Here is an 18309-nt window from a genome sequence, read left to right as displayed (position 1 = left end):
GTGGACGGCACCGAGCCGTACGCTTGAACTTGGAAGGGGGAGGCCTCGCGGCCTCCCCCTTTTTTTGCGTTTACGGGCTTTTGTCTCACATAGTAGCTGTGTTTTATAACCCTCGTTTGTCGCATCTTCTGCGAACGGGCTACAATAACTTAGTCTGTGCGATATGGAGGTGAACATGGCTGAAGCTGGTATCGGCGTTGATATCGTCGAGATTTCCCGCATGAAATCAATTCTTGAAAAGACGCCGTCGTTTGCTCGGCGTGTGTTTACCGAAGAAGAGCGTGCGTATTGCGATGCATCATCGCGTCCCGCTGCTCACTATGCGAGCCGCTTTGCTTCGCGCGAGGCGGTACTTAAAGCTCTCGGCACGGGTTTTAGTCAAGGCGTGGGTCGCAAGGATGTTTCGGTTACGCGTGATAAACTCGGCAAACCGAAGGCGCTGCTTTCGGGCCGTGCTCTCGAGATCGCTCAAGAACTGGGTGTTGTTGAAGTCGCTCTTTCCATTACGCTTACAGGAGATTTGGCCGTTGCGAATGCCATCGCGATTACCGAAGATGCTCGGCCTAAGCCAAAAGAGGAAAAGGTGAGCACCAAGAAACGCGTAGCGCAGACATTTAAAGAGGCTCGCTCTGTTTTAGATGAGCTTGAGCAGCTGCAGAATTCAGCATTGACGGAGCACCTGGGCGATGCTTCGCAAGATACGCTAGGAGCATAGATGAAACCGGTTTTGAGTACCGAAGAAGTCGTTCGTCTCGAGGATATCATCGAACGCGAAGGGACTTCGAAGGCCGAGCTTATGGAGCTAGCGGGTGAGTTTGCCGCCAACGAGGTCTTGAAGCTCAATCCCGATCGGGTTCTCGTTCTGGTCGGTTTTGGTAATAATGGCGGCGACGGTTGGGTTGCCGCCGATATCCTGAGCCATAAGGGTGTGGACGTGGATATCGTTTCTCCGGTTGAGCCGGATGAGATTCCTGCTGCTCTGGCACGTCATGTTGCTCGTCGTACTGCCGGCCGCGATGTGCACGTTTGCGTCGGCCCCTCGCGTGACGAACTCGAGGTTTTGATCGATAAGGCCGATGTTGTTGTCGATGCCATTTTTGGTACCGGTTTCCACGGGAATCTGCGTGCGCCGTTCTCCATCTGGATTCCTACGGTCAATGAATGCGCCGATTGTGTCGTATCCATTGATGTTCCCTCGGGCCTGAATGCCGAGACGGGCGTTGTTGATGACGACTGCATTCGTGCCGAGCATACGGTGACGATGATTGCGCCCAAGATTGGTCTGTATAGCGCTGATGGTCCTGAGTATGCTGGCGATTTGATCTGCGGCAATCTTTACGACCGTCTTGACGAGGTCATCGATGATGTCGACCACGCCGCCGAGATTGTCGAGCCCGGTGACTTAGTTGATTACTTTGCCCCACTACCTACGAATATCGATAAGTATTCCCGTGGCTCTGTGCTTATTGTCGCCGGATCTGCGCAATATCCTGGTGCTGCCATTATGGCGGCCAAGTCTGCAGCTCGCGCGGGTGCTGGTTACGTGGCAGTCGCGGCTCCTGACGCCTGCGCCAATCTTATTCGCATGGCACTTCCTTCGATTCCCGTCTTTGCTATTCCGTCTGATTCCCGCGGCTCCTTTGGCGCCGCTGCGCGCATGACGGTGTGCGAGATTGCAAAGAAGTACAGCTGTGTACTGTGCGGTCCCGGTATGACGACATCTGCCGGCGCTATGCAGGTGGTTTCGGGCTTGCTCGAGCTTGATGTGCCGCTTATCTTGGACGCCGATGCACTCAACTGCCTTGCTAAGATTGCCATTGACGGTATTGATAGTAATCCCGAGATGTATCGTCGCGAGCAGCCGTTGGTTATGACGCCGCACTATCGTGAACTTTCGCGTCTGGTTGCCGGTGACGAGGTGAACGACCTTGGTACTGCGATTGCAGCCGCGCAGAAGGTTGTCTGGGCTGCAGGCTCTGACAATCTGGTGGTCATTGCCAAGGGGCCGACGACGGCTATCTGTGGCGTTGAGCGTGTGCTGCTGCCGCTCTCGGGTCCGGCTTCTCTGGCAACTGCCGGTTCGGGTGATGTTCTCGCGGGTATTTTGGCCGGCACGCTTGCCACCATGCGCGACGAGATGGATCGTTGGGAGTTGCTGTATTCGTACGCCGTCGCACTTCACAGCTACGCCGGTTTTGCCGCGGCGACGGAGTATGGTGAGAAGAGCGTTATCGCGACCGATCTTATTGACTTGATCGGTCCTGCCATGGAACTGGCGGCAAAGGATGCGCTCGAAGATCTGGGAATCATGGACGAAGGGTCGGATGACTAATCATGAATAAAGCCGATTTGACGCGCTGGTCCTGGGTTGAGATCGACCGCGGGGCGCTCCGTCGCAACACGAGGGCCTATAAGAACTTGTTGAATCCACGTCAGCGCCTGTGCTGCGTGGTCAAGGCTGATGCTTATGGCCATGGAGCTGTTGAGTGCGCCAAGATCATGTATTCGGCCGGTGCCGATATGTTTGCCGTGGCGACGGTTAACGAGGGCGTTGAGCTCCGACAGGGCGGGATTACGAAACCCATTCTCATCCTAAGCGAGCCGCCTATCGAGGCCATTCCGACGTTGCTCGAGTTTGATATCATGCCCTCGGTCTATACGTCTGACTTTGCTCTTGCGTATGGCGAATGTGCCGTCGCGGCGGGCAAGGTGGGCAAGTATCATCTCGCCATCGAGACGGGCATGAACCGCATCGGCGTACATTACACGCAGGTGCTCGACTTTGTCCGCGGTATTAATTTCCATCGCGGTATTCAGTGCGACGGCGTATTTACGCACTTCGCCACGGCCGATGAACCTTCGGGCTGGGACTACAAGCTGCAGTGTCAGCGCTTTACCGAGGCCGTTCAGGCCATTAAGGATGCGGGTTTTGAGTGCGGTATCGTGCACTGCGCCAACACGCCGTCCTCGATGCTCGACCCCTCGATGCATTTTGATATGATTCGCGCCGGCGTTGGCTTGTATGGCATGCAGCCGTGCGAGCTGAGTGGCCGCGTGATGCAGCTTGATCCCGTTATGAGCGTCCATGCGCGCGTGACGCGCGTGGCGCACCCTGCGATGGGTGAGGGCGTGGGCTACGGTTTTACCTACCGCGTACCGCGTACACGCGTTCAGATCTGCACGCTGCCGATCGGTTATGCCGACGGCCTATCGCGTACGCTTTCCAATCGTATGGATGTGCTGTATCGCGGCGAGCGTGTGCATCAGGTTGGCAATATCTGCATGGACCAGTTTATGGTCGCCATTCAGTCCAACCCGGCACACGAGATTCCCGAGGCCGAGTATGGTGACGAGATGATTATTGTCGGCCGCGATGGCGATGCCGAGATCACTATGGACGAGATGGCCCGACTGCGCGGAACGATTAACTACGAGGTCGCCTGCGGCTTTGGCATGCGTCTCGACAAGGTCTACGTGTAGGAGCCGCTATGGGCGTCATGCACATCCCCGGCCATACCCATCAGGCACCACGTGAGGTCGCACTCGAGGAAATTGAGGCCGTTCTGGGCGATTGTCACCTCTGCCAGCTCTACCAGTCGCGTCACAATATCGTGTTTGGCGTGGGAAACCCCCGCGCTCGTGTGATGTTTATTGGCGAGGCGCCGGGCCGCAATGAGGATTTGCAGGGCGAGCCCTTTGTGGGGGCGGCAGGCGAGGACCTCAACGGCATTTTGTCGCTGGCGGGACTCAAACGCGAAGACGTCTACATTGCCAACGTGCTTAAGTGCCGCCCGCCGGGAAACCGCAATCCACGTCCCGAGGAAGTGCTGGCTTGCTCGCCGTTTTTGCGTGAGCAGATTCGAAGCATCTGGCCCGATATTATCGTGACGCTCGGCAACCCCGCGACGCACTTTGTGCTTAAGACCGAGATTGGCATTACTAAGCTGCGCGGCAGGTTCCACCAGATGGGGCATTTTGTAGTAATGCCCACGTTCCATCCGGCAGCAGCGCTACGCAATCCGGCGTGGCAGGAACTGCTGGAGGAAGACTTTAAGATGCTGGGCGACTATCTGGAGCGACATCCCGCACCAGAGGACGCCTCGGAATAATAAGGAGCATATATGTCCCTGGAGCGCCTGGGGGTAGGTACTTACAAAACGACTTGCGCTGCCGATACGGAGTACTTTGGCGAGCTAATTGCACCGTGCCTTGAGGACGGCGATGTGCTCATCCTGACCGGTGGCCTGGGGGTGGGCAAAACTCACTTTACCAAGGGCGTCTCGCGCGGGCTGGGCGATGGGCATATGGTTACGAGCCCTACGTTTGCGCTCATGGCCGTTCACGATCAAGGCCGTATTCCGCTGTTTCACTTTGATCTATACCGCCTGGAGCATGCCTACGAGCTCGAGGATACGGGCATTTTCGATGTGCTGGGCTATGAGGGTGCTTGCCTGCTGGAATGGGGCGAACAATTCCAAGACGAGCTGACGGATGAGTATCTTTCGGTGACGCTCAAGCGTGATGAGGGCGACAGTGATGTGCGAACGATAACGCTCGAGGCACACGGTGACCGCGCAATGGAGCTTTCCCATTTGATTGATAAGGCTGTACAAGATGAGCTTGCATAACGACAACGCGCTGGTGGTGGCGCTCGATACTTCGACCGACATGCTTGCCTGCGCGGCAAGCTGGATTGATGGGCAGACGGGCGAGACGAAGCTCGTGAGTGGCGACCACATGTGTCGCCGTCACGCCAACGTTGAGCTCGTGAATACCGTTGATGGCGTGCTGGCTCAAGCCGGTCTGGATCGCAGCGATGTTGGTTGCTATGTGGTCGGCCGCGGCCCGGGGTCCTTTACGGGTGTGCGCATCGGCATCTCCACTGCCAAGGGCCTCGCGCGTGGTGCCAATGTTCCGCTGCTGGGCGTGTCGACGCTCGACGCTTGCGCTTGGACGGCGTGGAAGGCTGGCGTGCGCGGCAAGCTTGGTATCTTGGCCGATGCTATGCGCGGTGAGGTATATCCGGCGCTGTATATGCTGGTTGATGAGGGTCCCGAGCGTCAATTTGAGCGCGAACACGTGGTCAAGGCCGCCGTGGCGCTCGATGAGTGGCGCCGAGCAGCGGACTGGGACCAGGTTCAGCTGACCGGTGACGGTCTCGTGCGCTATGGCAAGCTGCTGGGTGAGGACGAGACCGCCCGCTGCGTGGAGCGCGACCTGTGGTGGCCTTCGGGCGAGGGCTTGCTGCTCGTGCACGCTGCGGGTGACGGCGATCCGGCTCGCGTCCTGCCGATTTACACGCGCCTTTCGGATGCCGAGGAAAACGAGCGCAAGCGTCTTGGTCTTGCCGAGAGTGCGCAGAGCGAAATTACGGGCGTTGCCGATGAGCTCGCCGGTCGTCATCTGCAGTTCCGTCCCATGGGCGCGGCGGATGCCGAGGGCGCGAGCGCGCTAGAGGCTGCCTGCTTTGAAGGTGCCGGACACGAGGCGTGGACGCCGGGCATGTTCCTGTCCGAACTGGGCGAGGACGTCGCTGCGCCGCGCAGTTGGTGGGTGGCACACGACGACGGCAAGCTGCTGGGCCTTGCCGGCGGTATGGTCGTGGACGGTGATGTGCAGATTCTGGATGTCGCCGTCGACTCGGCACATCGCCGTGAGGGCATTGCCCGCAAGCTGCTGTCGCATGTGAGCTATGATGCCCAGATGCTCGGCTGCACCACGGCTTCGCTCGAGGTCGAGGACGGCAACGAGGGCGCGATTGCGCTCTATGCCGCTCTGGGCTTTACCGAGGTGGGTCGTCGTCGTGGCTACTACGGTGTCGGCAAAGACGCCATCGTCATGACGGCCCCACTTCCCCTCGTACTTCCGGTCGATAACGCCTCGCCCGAGCCGACGGCAGCCGAGCAACGCGTATGGCCGCTGCCTGCGCCTGGGCGCTCCGAGGGGGAGCGCGCCGAAATTGAGCGCCGCCGCCTGGTGCTCGCTATCGAGAGTTCCTGCGACGAGACGGCCGTGGCGATTATCGATGCGGATGGCAATATGCTGGCCAACCAGGTGTCGACACAGATTGATTTTCATGCCCGCTTTGGCGGCGTGGTGCCCGAGATCGCCTCGCGCAAACACGTTGAGGTGATTGTGGGTGTCGTGGATGCGGCGCTCGAGGATGCCGCAGCATCGCTTGGTCTTGAGGGTGGAGCCATTGCTCCCAGCGAGCTTGCCGCCGTGGGCGTGACACAGGGTCCGGGCCTGGTGGGCGCCCTCGTGGTGGGCGTTGCCTTTGCCAAAGGCTTTGCCTACGCTGCCGGTAAGCCGCTCGTATGCGTCAACCATCTGGAGGGGCATCTGTTTGCCAACCTGCTGGCGCAACCCGACCTCAAACCGCCGTTTATCTTCACGCTTGTCTCGGGTGGGCACACCATGCTCGTGCACGTGAAGGCGTGGGGCGACTACGAGGTGCTCGGTGAGACGCTCGACGACGCTGTGGGCGAGGCCTTCGACAAGGTAGCCAAGGCGTTGGGTCTGGGCTATCCCGGTGGCCCCATCATTTCCAAGCTGGCCGAGACGGGCAACCCCAAGGCGATCGATTTCCCCCGTGCGCTTAACAGCAGGGGAGACTATCGCTTCTCGCTTTCGGGCCTTAAAACCGCTGTGACGCTCTACATTGAACAGGAGACCAAGGCCGGGCGCACGATTCACCTGCCCGATCTGGCAGCTTCGTTTGAGGCAGCTGTCTTTGACGTGCAGTACAAGAAGGCCAAAAACGCACTGCACGCTACCGGATGCAAGGAATACTGCATCGGTGGCGGCGTCTCGGCCAACCCGCATCTGCGCGAGATGATGATCAAGAAGCTTGGGCGTCAGGGGATTCGCGTAACGGTGCCGCCCTTGTCTGCCTGTACCGATAACGCCGCCATGATCGCGGAGGTCGCTCGCCGTAAATTCGACCGAGGCGAAATCTCGCCGTTCGATGTCGACGCCGATCCAAACATGACGCTGTAGCTGGTACGGCGCGGTCCCCGGACGGAGGGGCCGGATATAAGGTTTCCTGCTTTACAGTCCTGCGCAAGACTAAGGCCACATTAAGTGGCCTTCTTTGCGTGCGGAACTCGCGATAAACCTTATATCCGGCCCCTCCGTCCGGGGACCTTTCTGCGTCGATATAGCTTCTGAGCTGGTTTGGCGTCGACAACGTCCAGCAAAGTTAACAAGCCAGTGTCGAATTTCCGGCGTTCTTTAGCTGAAAGAAAAAAGTTGGTGTGCGGAGCTTTGCTCCGCATTTGGGATGGGAGCCCCTGAGAGCCGCGGGAGCCGGGCGGCGCATATGAACTTTATCGCGAGTTCCGCACGCAAAGGAAAGCACTTAATGTGCTTTCCGTCTTGCGCAGGACTGTAGAGCAGGAAAGTTCATATGCGCCGCCCGGCTCCCGCGGCTCTCAGGGGCATCTCTCATGCAAAAACTGTCGTGGGGTAAAGTCCGAGGTCAGTGGCGTTTTATACCGAGAAATTCAAAAAAAGTTGAAAATTCATTACAAATTTGCGTTGACTTTAGGTAACTAAAGTTTCATACTCCTTTTCAACCACTGGGGGATGTGAACACGCACGGATCGTTCGCATCATGATTGAAGAGGATTTCTTAGACATGTTCACGCATCAGCTAAACATTATCAGCGTAGTAATTATCTGATGCGGGTTAGCACATACAGCTAGCCCGTACGATAACGGGCGGCTGATAAAGATGAGGGCCGTCGAGCGCAACCGACGGCCCTCATTTTTTATGTCTAGGAAGTTCTTTTTAGAGGAGGAAATGTAATGAACGGAGTTTTGCTCATGGTTGTGGCCGCGGCGGTGCTCGCCTGCGGCTATCTGGGCTATGGCCGATGGCTGGCCAACAAATGGGGCGTTGACAAAGAGGCCCTCACGCCGGCCAAGCGCATGAAGGACGGCAAGAGCTTCTCGCCCGTCTCCGCCTTCACCGCGTTCTCGCACCAGTTCAGCTCGATCTGCGGTGCTGGCCCTGTCACGGGTACGATCGTCGCCATGGCCTTTGGCTGGCTGCCCGTCGTGCTCTGGGTCCTCGTCGGCGGCATCTTCTTTGGTGCCGTCCACGACTTTGGTGCCCTGTACGCTTCGATGAAGAACAACGGCAAGTCGCTCGCTCAGCTCATCGAGAAGTACATCGGCAAGACCGGCCGTCGCCTGTTCCTGCTGTTCTGCTGGCTGTTCTGCATCATCGTCATCGCCGCTTTCACCGACATGGTCTGCAAGACGTTCATGTTCACCCCGGCCGTTGACGCTTCTGGTGCTGCTACCGGTGCCATCGACTTCACCAAGTCCTATGCCGCCGGCTGCGCTGGTACCATCTCCATCCTGTTCACCTTCGTCGCTATCGCCTTTGGTTGGGCCCAGAAGAAGTTCAACCTCACCGGCGCTGCCGAGTTCGTCACCGGCGTGGTCCTCATGGTTCTCATGTTCGCCGTCGGTATGCAGTTCCCGGTCTACCTGGATAAGTTCCAGTGGTTCGCCGTCGTCATGGTCTACCTGGTCTTCGCTGGCGCCATGCCCATCCAGATGCTCAAGACTCCGCGCGATTACCTCACTTCCATCATGATGATCGTCATGATCGTCTGCGCTGTCCTCGGCATCGTCGTCCTGGGCGTCAACGGTCAGGCCACTATCACCGCTCCGGTCTTTACCGGCTTCTCCACTGCCTCCGGCATGATGTTCCCGGTCCTGTTCGTCTCCGTCGCATGCGGTGCTCTCTCCGGTTTCCACAGCCTCGTTTCTTCCGGCACCTCTTCCAAGCAGGTCGAGAAGGAGCAGGACGCCGTCAAGGTCGGCTACGGCGCCATGATCGTCGAGTCCTTCGTCGGCATCCTTGCCATCATCGTCGCCGGCATCATGTTCTCCGACATGAACACCGCCGGTACCGGCGTCCTCAACGCCGGTGTCGCTTCCACCCCGTTCCAGATCTTCGCCGCTGGCATCTCCCGCGGTATGCAGGCCTTCGGTGTTGACGGCACGCTCGCTACCGTCTTTATGACCATGAACGTTTCCGCTCTGGCTCTGACCTCGCTCGACGCCGTCGCCCGCATCGCCCGCACCTCGTTCTCCGAGTTCTTTGCCCAGACCAACGATGCCCTGGCCATCGAGTCCAAGGCCGGCTACATGAAGGTCCTCGGCAACCCCTGGTTCGCCACGGTCGTTACCCTGCTTCCCGGTCTCGCCCTCGCTTTTGGTGGCTATGCCAACATCTGGCCGCTCTTTGGTGCTTCCAACCAGCTGCTCGGCGGCATGACCATGATCACCCTCGCCGTGTTCTGCAAGTGCACCGGCCGCAAGGGCTGGATGCTCTACGTGCCCGTCGCCTTCCTGCTCTGCTGCACCTTCACCTCGCTGGTCCAGAGCGCCATGGGCTGCATGACCGCCGTCCAGGCCTACGGTTTCTTCGGTACCATCCCGGCTACTGCCACCACGGCCGCCGTCTCCGTCGCCGCCACCAAGGGCCTGCAGCTCGTCTTCGCCGTCCTGCTGATGGTCCTGGGTCTCATCGTCGCCGTCAACTGCCTCAAGGAGTTCTTCGGCAAGGAGGCTGGCTCCATGCCCGACGAGGAGCCCGAGTGGTCCGAGATGGGCAAGGCCGAGTACGGCCGCGCCGCTGCCGCCGAGGCTCCTGTCGACGCCGAGGCTGCCAAGGCCTAGTCAGCTTGATGGGCTAGCCGTTCCATCCATATGACTCGGAAAGACCGGGTCCGCAACGACGCGGACTCGGTCTTTTTTCATGCAAAAGCGGGCGACGCCCGAGTGTTCTCGCAGATGTTTTGCGTGGATAAGGGCGCGCGTTGTACCATATAAACGTATATGTGTACATATGAAAGGGGCCCCGTGGCCAAGACGGTATATTCCGATAACCAAAATAATGTCGATGCCCTGGCTGAACGTCTGAGCAGCCAGACGTCGCTTTCTGCCGAGCGTGCCAAGCTGGTTGCCTACGACCTGCTCTGCCGCAAGGCGCTCAAGATTAAGTCGAGTGCGCTGGCGCAAATTTTCCGCTCCGTCGATAAGGAATGTGACACCAAGGCGATGCGCGATGAACTTATCGCGGCAAATATCGTGACCAAGATCGAGGGTAGCGGCATTAACGGGCGCCCGGCGTTCTATACCATCAATGCCGAGATCCGCGATGCCCAGGAGCAGCCTGCCGAGTCCGTCGAGGATTTTGTCGTCGAGGATTCCGCTGACGTGCCTGCTGTGGAAGAAACTGCTCCGCGTGAGCATGTCGATACCGATGAGTTGCTCGATGAGAACGTCGTGCGTGCCTTTACGGCCAAGGCAGGACGCGGCGGTTTTGGCGGGGGTGGCAAGCGCGATGCGCAGCGCCGCGCCCAGCAGGAGCGCTTCCGTCGCGCCGTTGCTCAAAAGGGTGAGACGGATGCTGAGGCTGTTGAGACCGAGGTTGCTGCCGAGTCGCAGAAGCCCACGAAGGAGCAAAAGCCCGTGGAGGCCCAAGAGCCCAAGCGCCGTCGCGGTGCTCACTTTAAGGCTGCACAGCAGGATGCCGCGCGTGAGGTTGAAGAGTCTTCTGAGGTTGCAGACGATGTTGAGGAGTCTGCCAAGAAGGCTCCGGGTTCATGCCGTCCCGGACGTGGTTTTGCGGGGCGCGCGTATCCCGTAAGGCGTCAGGAGAAGAGCGAGCCGGCTTCGACCACTCAGGGCGAGAAGGACGAGAAGACCGTTGAGCCGGCGGCTCGCGAGCAGAAGCCTGTTGAGCCGCAGCTTGAGGTTGATGCCGAGGCCAAGGGCCAGCAGCCTACTGATGAGCAGGCGGAGCAGGGCGCGTCGAGCAAGCCTCGCCGCCGTCGCCATCGTGGGGGCCGCAGTTCCCATGCCGAGACTGCAACCGAGAAGACCACGCCGCAGAACGAGGATGCGAAGGCCGAGGTTTCTTCGGGGCAGCCTAAGCGCCAGCCGGCGAAGGAGAGCAAGTCCGTTCGTCCGCAGAAGCAGGCGTCTATGCCGAAGCACGAGCGCAATTCCCGGGGCGATTCTAAGCGCAAGTCTCAGAAGAAGCCGGAGTCTGCCGCAGCAGATACTGCTGCCCAGCAGCCCAAGTCGTCCGTCCACGGCGAGGTCTCGGCGTTTGCCCTTGCCCGCGTTTTAGGCAGGCAGCTGCTCAAGGTTGTCCCTACGCCTACGGCGCTCTCTAAGATCAAGGAGCAGCAGACACAGATCGTAAAGGTCGAGGGCAAGGACGGCAAAAAGGCTCCGCAGCGCACTCAGCACAACGAGATGTCCAACCGCAAGATTGCCGAGGAAATCGCAATCATCCAGGCTTGGATCGAGCAGAACCGAGGTGCCGATACGCCGGTTGCCTCGCGCCGCCAGCGTGCCTACCAGATCTTTAACGACGAGAAGGCTTTTGACGGCAAGCACGGTGAGCGCTTGATCAGGCGTATGACCGAAAAGGGCATCAGCATGCAGGCGATCAAGGTCGCCCCCAATCGCCCCGTGCACTTTACGGGCTTCTTTACGCTGGGCGCCGACAAGCCGTTCATTATGGTCGAGAACCTGGACACCTACGACGAGATCGTCAAGCTGCTGCGTGGCCGCAAGCACGCCAAGCTCTTTGGCATCAAGGTGGGCGGCGTGATTTTTGGCGGCGGATGCAAGGCGAGCGTCTCGCACGCACTGGATGATTATCTGGCCGAGATTGGCTATCGCTTTAACTACGTCTACTACGTAGGCGACATCGATCGCGAGGGCGCGCGCATTGTCGAGCAGGCTCGCAATGCCAATGTGGTTGAGATTCGCCTGCATGCCGGCATGTACCGTGCCATGCTCGCCGAGCATAAGCGTCGCGTGAAGGCCGGCGGCGAGTGCGAGCCCGCGGCTGCCAACCAGGGCGTGCCGCAGAACCTGGCGGCGACGATCAAGGATCTGCCCATGGTTACGCGCGTGCAGTTCCGCAACGTGCTGCGCGAGGGCGGGCGCATTCCGCAGGAGATTCTGATGACCGCAGACTATCGGGATGGCGACTCGGGAAGCTTCGACCGCATGCTGAACAATTAGCTCCGCCGTTCTACCGAACGGCGGCCTTCTTGACGCTGCGAGGGGCCCTGGCACGGCAATCTGACGTTCAACTTCGGCGGCGCGACCAGAAGGTCAGCGCCGCCTTGTTTCACGTCACCTTGCCATACCAGGGCCCCTCTCGCTGTCACGTCCAAAACATCGAGGTTAAGTGGCCTCCTGTTCGTGCGGAACTCGCGATAAACCTAAGCCGGTGTCCCCGCTCTCCCGGGGCCTGTGGTTACCTGGTTGTTGCATGCGGCTCGCTTTTCGGAACTGGGCTGATATTTTCTTGATGTTAGGCGCTCTTGGTCCTAATGGGCTTGGGGCGCCTTCGCGTTTCCTCGGCTTCGCACCCTTGCGGGTTCGAATCCCTCCGCTTGCCCACATAAAAGCGCCCTGGGCCGTTATGGGCTCAGGGCGCTCAGTTTTAATGGCTGGGACGGAGGGATTCGAACCCCCAACAGCCGGCACCAAAAACCGGAGTTCTACCGTTGAACTACGTCCCAATGTGTGGCGTTGCCCAAAAGCAACTCGTTTAGTTTACCTAATCTGCGAGGGCATCGCAAACGCCGTCGAGCAGGCGTACGGCGAGTGTCTGCGCGTCGCTGGCCGTGAAAGTGCCGTTGTAGCGCGTCATGCCCGTGAGCTCAATGCGAATGCGAGCCGGCTTCTGCTGCGCGGCGACATTGGCAGTGCGGATGCGCTGGGCCAGGTTGTGACACTCGGCGAGGGCAATCGTGGCGCGCGGTGCGGCGTCGGCGGGCAGCTCGTCGCTTGTGATTTCGAGCACCAGGTCAACGTCGGTTGGGACCTCGGAGTCGCAGAGCATCATGCCGCTGTTGTCGGTCGTTGCCGTGGCGATATTCCACATGCGCGACGCAACACTGCGCGCGATGGGGTCCTCGCCGATAACGGCAATCTGGAAGCGCTCGAGCACGTTGGCGGCGCGAGCAAAACCGATGCGGGACTCGGCTTCGGTGACCGAGGGCTTGCCCTCCCACACATGGTGCAGGCGGTTGATGTAGGCGTAGGTGTCCTGGAAGGCCATGCCGTCGGCAAACAGGCCGACATTTTCCTGGAACTGCTGCAGGGCGGCCTCGGTATGCGGACCAAAGTAGCCGTCGTCTTCGCCACAGGCAAAGCCCAAAACGTTGAGAGCGCGCTGCAGGGCCTGCACATCGGCGCCATGGAAATTGGGCATGCGCAGATAGAGGGTGCGGTCGCCCAGCTTATACGAAGCGTCTACAAGGGCGCTCCAACAGGGGATATCGACGGCATGACCGGCAGCAAGGCCGCTGTCGAGCCTGAAGGTGCTGACGGCCTGCTCAGTGGTGGCTCCAAAGTACTTGTCGGTGACTTCGGCGGCATCAATCGTGTAGCCGAGCTGCAGGAGACGAGACTGCACGTCCTCGACGGCTGCTCCTTGCATGCCCGTTGTAATAGGTTCCATGAACGAACCCCTTTCGGCGTACCATTCGTACTATTTGAGCGTCTGTCGGATAGACAACGCAAAGGGATGCATAAACATGCACTCAACAGTGTAGCAAGTTGTGCCTAAATACGCTGCTGACAGGTTTTATAACCCCCGTTAGTTAAGGCGCTCCACAAAGAAATCTGCCATGGAGAGGAACAGCTCGCGTGCGTGCGGATCAAGCTCAACGTTCTCGATGGCCGCTTTGGCCTTAGCGGTCAGGTCGAGCGCGTAAGTGTGGGCGTAATCGATAGAGCCGGTCTCCTGGAAGATCTCCACGGCGCGTGCGAGCTGCGCGGGATCATCGGTGCCCGAGGAAAGAATCGCCTCGACCTCGTCGTGGTGGCGCTCATCAGAGAGGGCGTGTACGGCGACAAGCGTGCGCTTGCCCTCGGTGATGTCGGTGCGGAAGTCCTTGTTGGCGGCTTCCTTAGTGCCGACAAGGTTGAGCAGGTCGTCCTGAATCTGAAAGGCAAGGCCTGTGTGTAGGCCAAAGGCGCGCAGCGCTCCGATTTGCTCATCGCTGCCGCCGCCGATAATGGCTCCGGCGGCAAGCGGCGTGGCTCCGCTGTAAAACGCGGTCTTGTGCGTCGCCATGTCCAGGTAGTCATCAACCGAGATATCAAAGCGCCCGTCACGGACCCAACCCAGGTCGAGCGCTTGACCCTCGATGGTGCGGACGATCATCTCGGTTAGCTCGTGGAGCACGCGCAGCTTCACGTCGGACTCCAGCGTGGGGTCGTCGAGAACGGTCTTGGTGACCATGGTGAGCGCCAGGTCGCCACAATTGATGGCAAGCCCCGTGCCCTCGGTAAGGTGCATGCAGGGCTTGCCTCGACGAAGCTGTCCGTTGTCGGCGATGTCGTCGTGGATCAGCGCGCCCGACTGGAAATGTTCGATGGCTGCCGCAGCGCTGCGGGCACTCTCAAAGCTACCGCCCACTGCGGTTGCGGCGAGCATGCAGATAAGCGGGCGGTGGCGCTTGCCGGCGTTGGCCGTAAAAGCCGAGAGCGGCGCGTACAGGTAGCGCTCGATATCGGCAGAGGTCGCCTGTCCGTCAAAGAACGTGGCCAGATAGTCGTTAATCTGGTCAAAGTGCTGGGCTAAAAAGCTGGTAAACGGACTGGACACGGGTTCTCGCATTCTTTCTGAGGTTGCATTGGTGCAATATGCAGACAACATATTGCCACATCAGGGCGTTTGGCGCGGCAGTTTTGGCGATTTAGGACAACGGGCGTGCGTTTGATGGAGCGCGCCTAAATCAGCCTAAAATGCTCGAGCGCCGCAACGACACCGTCGTGATCGACGGTGTCGGTCACGTAATCGGCCTTATCCTTGAGATAGTCCGGCGCATTGCCCATGGCGATACCGACATCGACGGCGTTCATCAGCGAGACGTCATTGCTGGCGTCGCCGATGCCGTATACGGTTCCGTGGTGGGGATCGAGGGCATCGAGTACAGACTGGATGCCCCCGCGCTTCGTGCATTCGCGGGGCGAGATTTCGGTTACCTCGAGTTCGAGCTCGTTAAAGCACAGCAGCGGCTCAAGTGCCTTATCTTGGGCGATGCGGTTGGCGAGCGATGTAGACATCAAGATCTTGTAGACACTGTAATGTTGCAGCTGCGTGACTGCGTCGCCCAGGGTGCGCGCGTATCCGGGAGCATCGGGCGCATCGGCACTCATGCGCACGACGCCGTTGAGGCCCTCAAAGCGGATGACCTCGCCCGATTGCTCAAGGTAGGGGGCAAGACGCTGCAGCATACTGGGCGTCATCGACAGATCGCGAATTGCGTGTCCGTTGATCTCGGCGTAACCGCCCGCAAGACAGACGATGCCGGTCCAAGGCAGCTCAAGAAGTTTGGGGTGGATGCAGCTGAGGGTACGTCCCGTGCAGATAAAGGCCATGTTGCCGTTGGCGACAAACTCGCGGATTGCCTGCGAAACCGCCTCGTTGGGATAGGGGGAGAGGTCCCGCTCGTCTTCGGGAAGGTCTTGGGCGAGCCTGGGGTCTTGCCAGGCGAGCGTTCCGTCGATATCGAAGAAGCAAATATCGCCGCGCTTATGGGCTGCGCTGGCGGCAGGGGAGGCCGAGGTGGTGGGCACAAATTCCGGCTCGAGGCCCATGATCTGGTCAAAATGCTCTTTAACGCGGGGAACGGAGATGCCGATGACCACCTGGGCGGTCTTGCCCGTAATGATGAGGCCCTTGGCGCCCACCGCGACAAACGACGCGTTATCTGCAACGATGGAAGGGTCTGCGACCTCGACGCGCAGGCGCGTGGCGCAGTTGGTTGCGCCCACGATATTGCCAACGCCACCTAAAAGCTGAATTACCCGCTCAGCGAGGACGTGATCTTGATCGGATCGACTATCGACCTCGTCATTGGGGGATTGCTCTTTGGCAAAGTCGCTTCCCGTTAAACAATCGATTGCCGCGCGATTGGCAACATGATCCTCGCGGCCCGGTGTCTTAAGGTCATAGACCAAGATGAGTGCTCGAAAACTAACAAAAAAGATGAGGCTAAAGGCAAGGCCGATACCGAGCGCCAAAAGATAGGCACCGGCATGCGTGCGCATGAGCGGAATAAAGTTGAAGGCTGCCATCTCCATGAGGCCGCCCGAGAAGATGCCGACGATGCCAAAGAGATTCATGGTTGTGGCAAGGCAAGACGATAAGACGGCGTAGAGCAAAAAGAGCCCGGGGTGGGTGAACATAAAGAGAAACTCGAGTGGCTCGGTAACGCCGCAAACCACCGAGGCGATGATGGCGGGAACAAGGATGACCCTGAGGCCGGCGCGGCGCTCGGGTTTTGCGGTGGAGTAGAACGCAGCTGCGATGGCAGGAAGGCCAAAGAGCTTGACCCAGCCGGTGGCGGTAAAACCGGCCCACGGCGCAAGTTCATTAAGGGGGCGCGTGCTATGGGAGAGGATGGGGAGCAAACTGCTCCACGTGGCGTAGATGCCGTCGTTAATGACCAGGTTGTCGTAGTAGATCGGCATGTAGAGCAGGTGGTGCAGGCCAAAGGGCTCGAGTGCTCGTTCTAAAAAGACAAAGATGCCCACGCCAAAGGGACCGACGCCTGCAAGCGCGTGACGCAGCGTATCAGTTACATCGTATACGTAGGGCACGATGGCGGCCGAGATAGCGGCAAGGGCAAACACGGCAAAAAAGCTGATGAGGTAGACCAGCGAGGAGCCCGAGAAGGTGCCGAGCCAATCGGGAATTTTGGCATCGTAGAAGCGGTCATGGATGGCGACGACGGTTGCCGATACCGCCAGCGGGCCGATAATGCCGGTGTCGAGCGTCTTGATGCCGTCGATGACGGTGATACCGCTGGCGGAGGTCAAAGATGACGGGTACTCAAGTCCAAGGTTGTCTCCGCTCAGCTTAATGATCTCGCTCAAAAAGAAGCAGTAGGCAAAATAGGCGACGAGAGCCTCGAGGCAGCAACGAGCCGGTTGTTTTTGGGCAAGACCGATGGGCAGCGCTACGGCAAAAAGGAGCGGGAGGCGTTTAAAGACCGTCCACGAGCCGCGCTGGATGATAGCCCAGAAAACGTACCAAGGGGTTCCGTATACGGCGAGATCGCCGACGATGTCCGCAGTCGTTGCGAGAGCGGAGACGCCGACCATGAGGCCTGATATAGAAAACAGCATGGCGGGCGCGAACATTGCCCCGCCAAAGCGTTGGATTTTTTGCAGCATGTTCTGCCTTCCGAATATCGAGGCGCGTTGCGCGTGGGGAAACGTTTAAACAATGGATTCATTGTAGAGGACCAGACGATTGTCGTACCGGCAGTTTTGAGCGAAACCGATTTGGGCATGACAGAAACCGTCAACGGTTAAATCCTGTCGCTTTACCGATATTCGGTTTAAACAACTTTAAGAAATGCTATCGTGCCTAGCCGGAAATGAATAATGTAGAGGTGAAACAATGCCAAAAGCGATATACGAAGGAATCTACCGAGAAATACGCTCGCGCATCATTAATGGGACCTATGCGTTTCAGGAGATGCTGCCAACCGAAGCCGAGCTGACCGCGGAGTTCGGATGCACTCGCAATACCGTCCGTCGCGCCTTGGGTATGCTGGCCGACGGGATGTTTGTGCAGCCCATACACGGCAAGGGCGTGCGCGTTATTTGGCTTAAGGGCGAAACCGACATGTTGGGCGCACTCGAAGAGGTTGAGTCGTTTGGCGAGTTTGCAAAGCGCAACAATGCCGTTGCATCGACGGATGTTAAGTCTTTCGAACATCTGGTTTGCACCGAGCAACTCTCTCGTCACCTGGGCTTTAAGGTGGGCGAGGAGTTGATTCGCGTAGTGCGTGTCCGAAGCCTCAACGGCAACGCGCGCCAAGTGGACCATGGCTATTTTTTGGCGTCGATCGCCAAGGGCCTGACTCCCGAGATCGCGGCAGATTCTATTTACGGCTATCTGGAGCACAAGCGCGGTGTCAAAGTGATGGCGAGCCGTCGTACGGTGAGTGTCGAGCTCGCCAACGATGAGGACTGCAGCTATCTTGACCTCGGCAAATACAACTGCGTTGCCGTCATGGAGAGTCAGTCGTACACCTCGGATGGCATCTTGTTTGAGGTGACGCACACTCGCACACACCCCGAGATCTTCCATTACCGCGTCAATTCCAAGCGATAGCCGGCTAGCTCGCAGCCTGACGAGACTCATGGCCTCAAAGAGAAAACGCCCGGTCAAACCGACGGTACATCGGCTTGACCGGGCGTTTTCTCTGCATTAGATAACAAATAATTGTT

General features: G+C 58.9%; 12 protein-coding genes and 1 tRNA gene. 9 read left to right on the top strand and 4 right to left on the bottom strand.

The features are described 5' to 3' along the window. Positions 1-175 precede the first annotated feature (175 nt). The 8 genes from acpS to HMPREF9463_RS06310 all read left to right on the top strand — a co-directional run bounded on the left by acpS (position 176) and on the right by HMPREF9463_RS06310 (position 12066). On the top strand, positions 176-715 hold the full coding sequence (acpS, locus tag HMPREF9463_RS06345; protein WP_006235843.1) for a holo-ACP synthase: 540 nt from the start codon (positions 176-178) through the stop codon (positions 713-715). Then, complete coding sequence (locus HMPREF9463_RS06340; RefSeq protein ID WP_082222952.1) at positions 716-2332, top strand: NAD(P)H-hydrate dehydratase; 1617 nt, start codon at positions 716-718, stop codon at positions 2330-2332. A gap of 2 nt (positions 2333-2334) precedes the next feature. After that, the gene (gene alr, locus HMPREF9463_RS06335) at positions 2335-3480 is read left to right on the top strand and encodes an alanine racemase (protein WP_035137770.1); all 1146 of its coding nucleotides are present in this window, start codon (positions 2335-2337) and stop codon (positions 3478-3480) included. Positions 3481-3488: 8 nt separating this feature from the next. Beyond that, on the top strand, positions 3489-4109 hold the full coding sequence (locus HMPREF9463_RS06330; RefSeq protein WP_006235848.1) for a uracil-DNA glycosylase: 621 nt from the start codon (positions 3489-3491) through the stop codon (positions 4107-4109). A gap of 12 nt (positions 4110-4121) precedes the next feature. Further along, entirely contained in the window at positions 4122-4628 is a 507-nt protein-coding gene (tsaE, locus tag HMPREF9463_RS06325; protein WP_006235849.1) for a tRNA (adenosine(37)-N6)-threonylcarbamoyltransferase complex ATPase subunit type 1 TsaE, read from the top strand. After that, positions 4615-6999, top strand: a complete 2385-nt coding sequence (tsaD, locus tag HMPREF9463_RS06320; RefSeq protein ID WP_035137769.1) for a tRNA (adenosine(37)-N6)-threonylcarbamoyltransferase complex transferase subunit TsaD — start codon at positions 4615-4617, stop codon at positions 6997-6999. Before tsaE ends, tsaD begins: the two co-directional genes overlap by 14 nt. Before the next feature lie 810 nt (positions 7000-7809). After that, complete coding sequence (locus HMPREF9463_RS06315) at positions 7810-9699, top strand: carbon starvation CstA family protein (RefSeq protein ID WP_035137768.1); 1890 nt, start codon at positions 7810-7812, stop codon at positions 9697-9699. 183 nt (positions 9700-9882) lie between these two features. Next, complete coding sequence (locus HMPREF9463_RS06310) at positions 9883-12066, top strand: hypothetical protein (RefSeq protein WP_035137767.1); 2184 nt, start codon at positions 9883-9885, stop codon at positions 12064-12066. Positions 12067-12497: 431 nt separating this feature from the next. Here HMPREF9463_RS06310 and HMPREF9463_RS06305 read toward each other — a convergent pair. From HMPREF9463_RS06305 to HMPREF9463_RS11135, 4 genes are all read right to left on the bottom strand, one after another. Continuing rightward, positions 12498-12572 (bottom strand) — tRNA-Gln (locus tag HMPREF9463_RS06305). A gap of 38 nt (positions 12573-12610) precedes the next feature. Then, positions 12611-13516, bottom strand: coding sequence for a peptidoglycan-binding domain-containing protein (locus HMPREF9463_RS06300; RefSeq protein WP_198019936.1), 906 nt, complete (start codon positions 13514-13516; stop codon positions 12611-12613). Between the two features lie 138 nt (positions 13517-13654). After that, entirely contained in the window at positions 13655-14668 is a 1014-nt protein-coding gene (locus tag HMPREF9463_RS06295) for a polyprenyl synthetase family protein (RefSeq protein ID WP_035137766.1), read from the bottom strand. Between the two features lie 125 nt (positions 14669-14793). Next, positions 14794-17244, bottom strand: coding sequence for a PTS transporter subunit EIIC (locus tag HMPREF9463_RS11135; RefSeq protein WP_052044112.1), 2451 nt, complete (start codon positions 17242-17244; stop codon positions 14794-14796). Positions 17245-17473: 229 nt separating this feature from the next. Between HMPREF9463_RS11135 and HMPREF9463_RS06285 the strand changes: the two genes are divergently transcribed. Next, positions 17474-18193, top strand: a complete 720-nt coding sequence (locus tag HMPREF9463_RS06285; protein WP_035137765.1) for a GntR family transcriptional regulator — start codon at positions 17474-17476, stop codon at positions 18191-18193. Positions 18194-18309 lie beyond the last annotated feature (116 nt).

This window comes from Collinsella sp. 4_8_47FAA, from assembly GCF_000763055.1.
Classification (GTDB): domain Bacteria; phylum Actinomycetota; class Coriobacteriia; order Coriobacteriales; family Coriobacteriaceae; genus Collinsella.
This window is presented reverse-complemented; position numbering and strand designations above follow the sequence as displayed.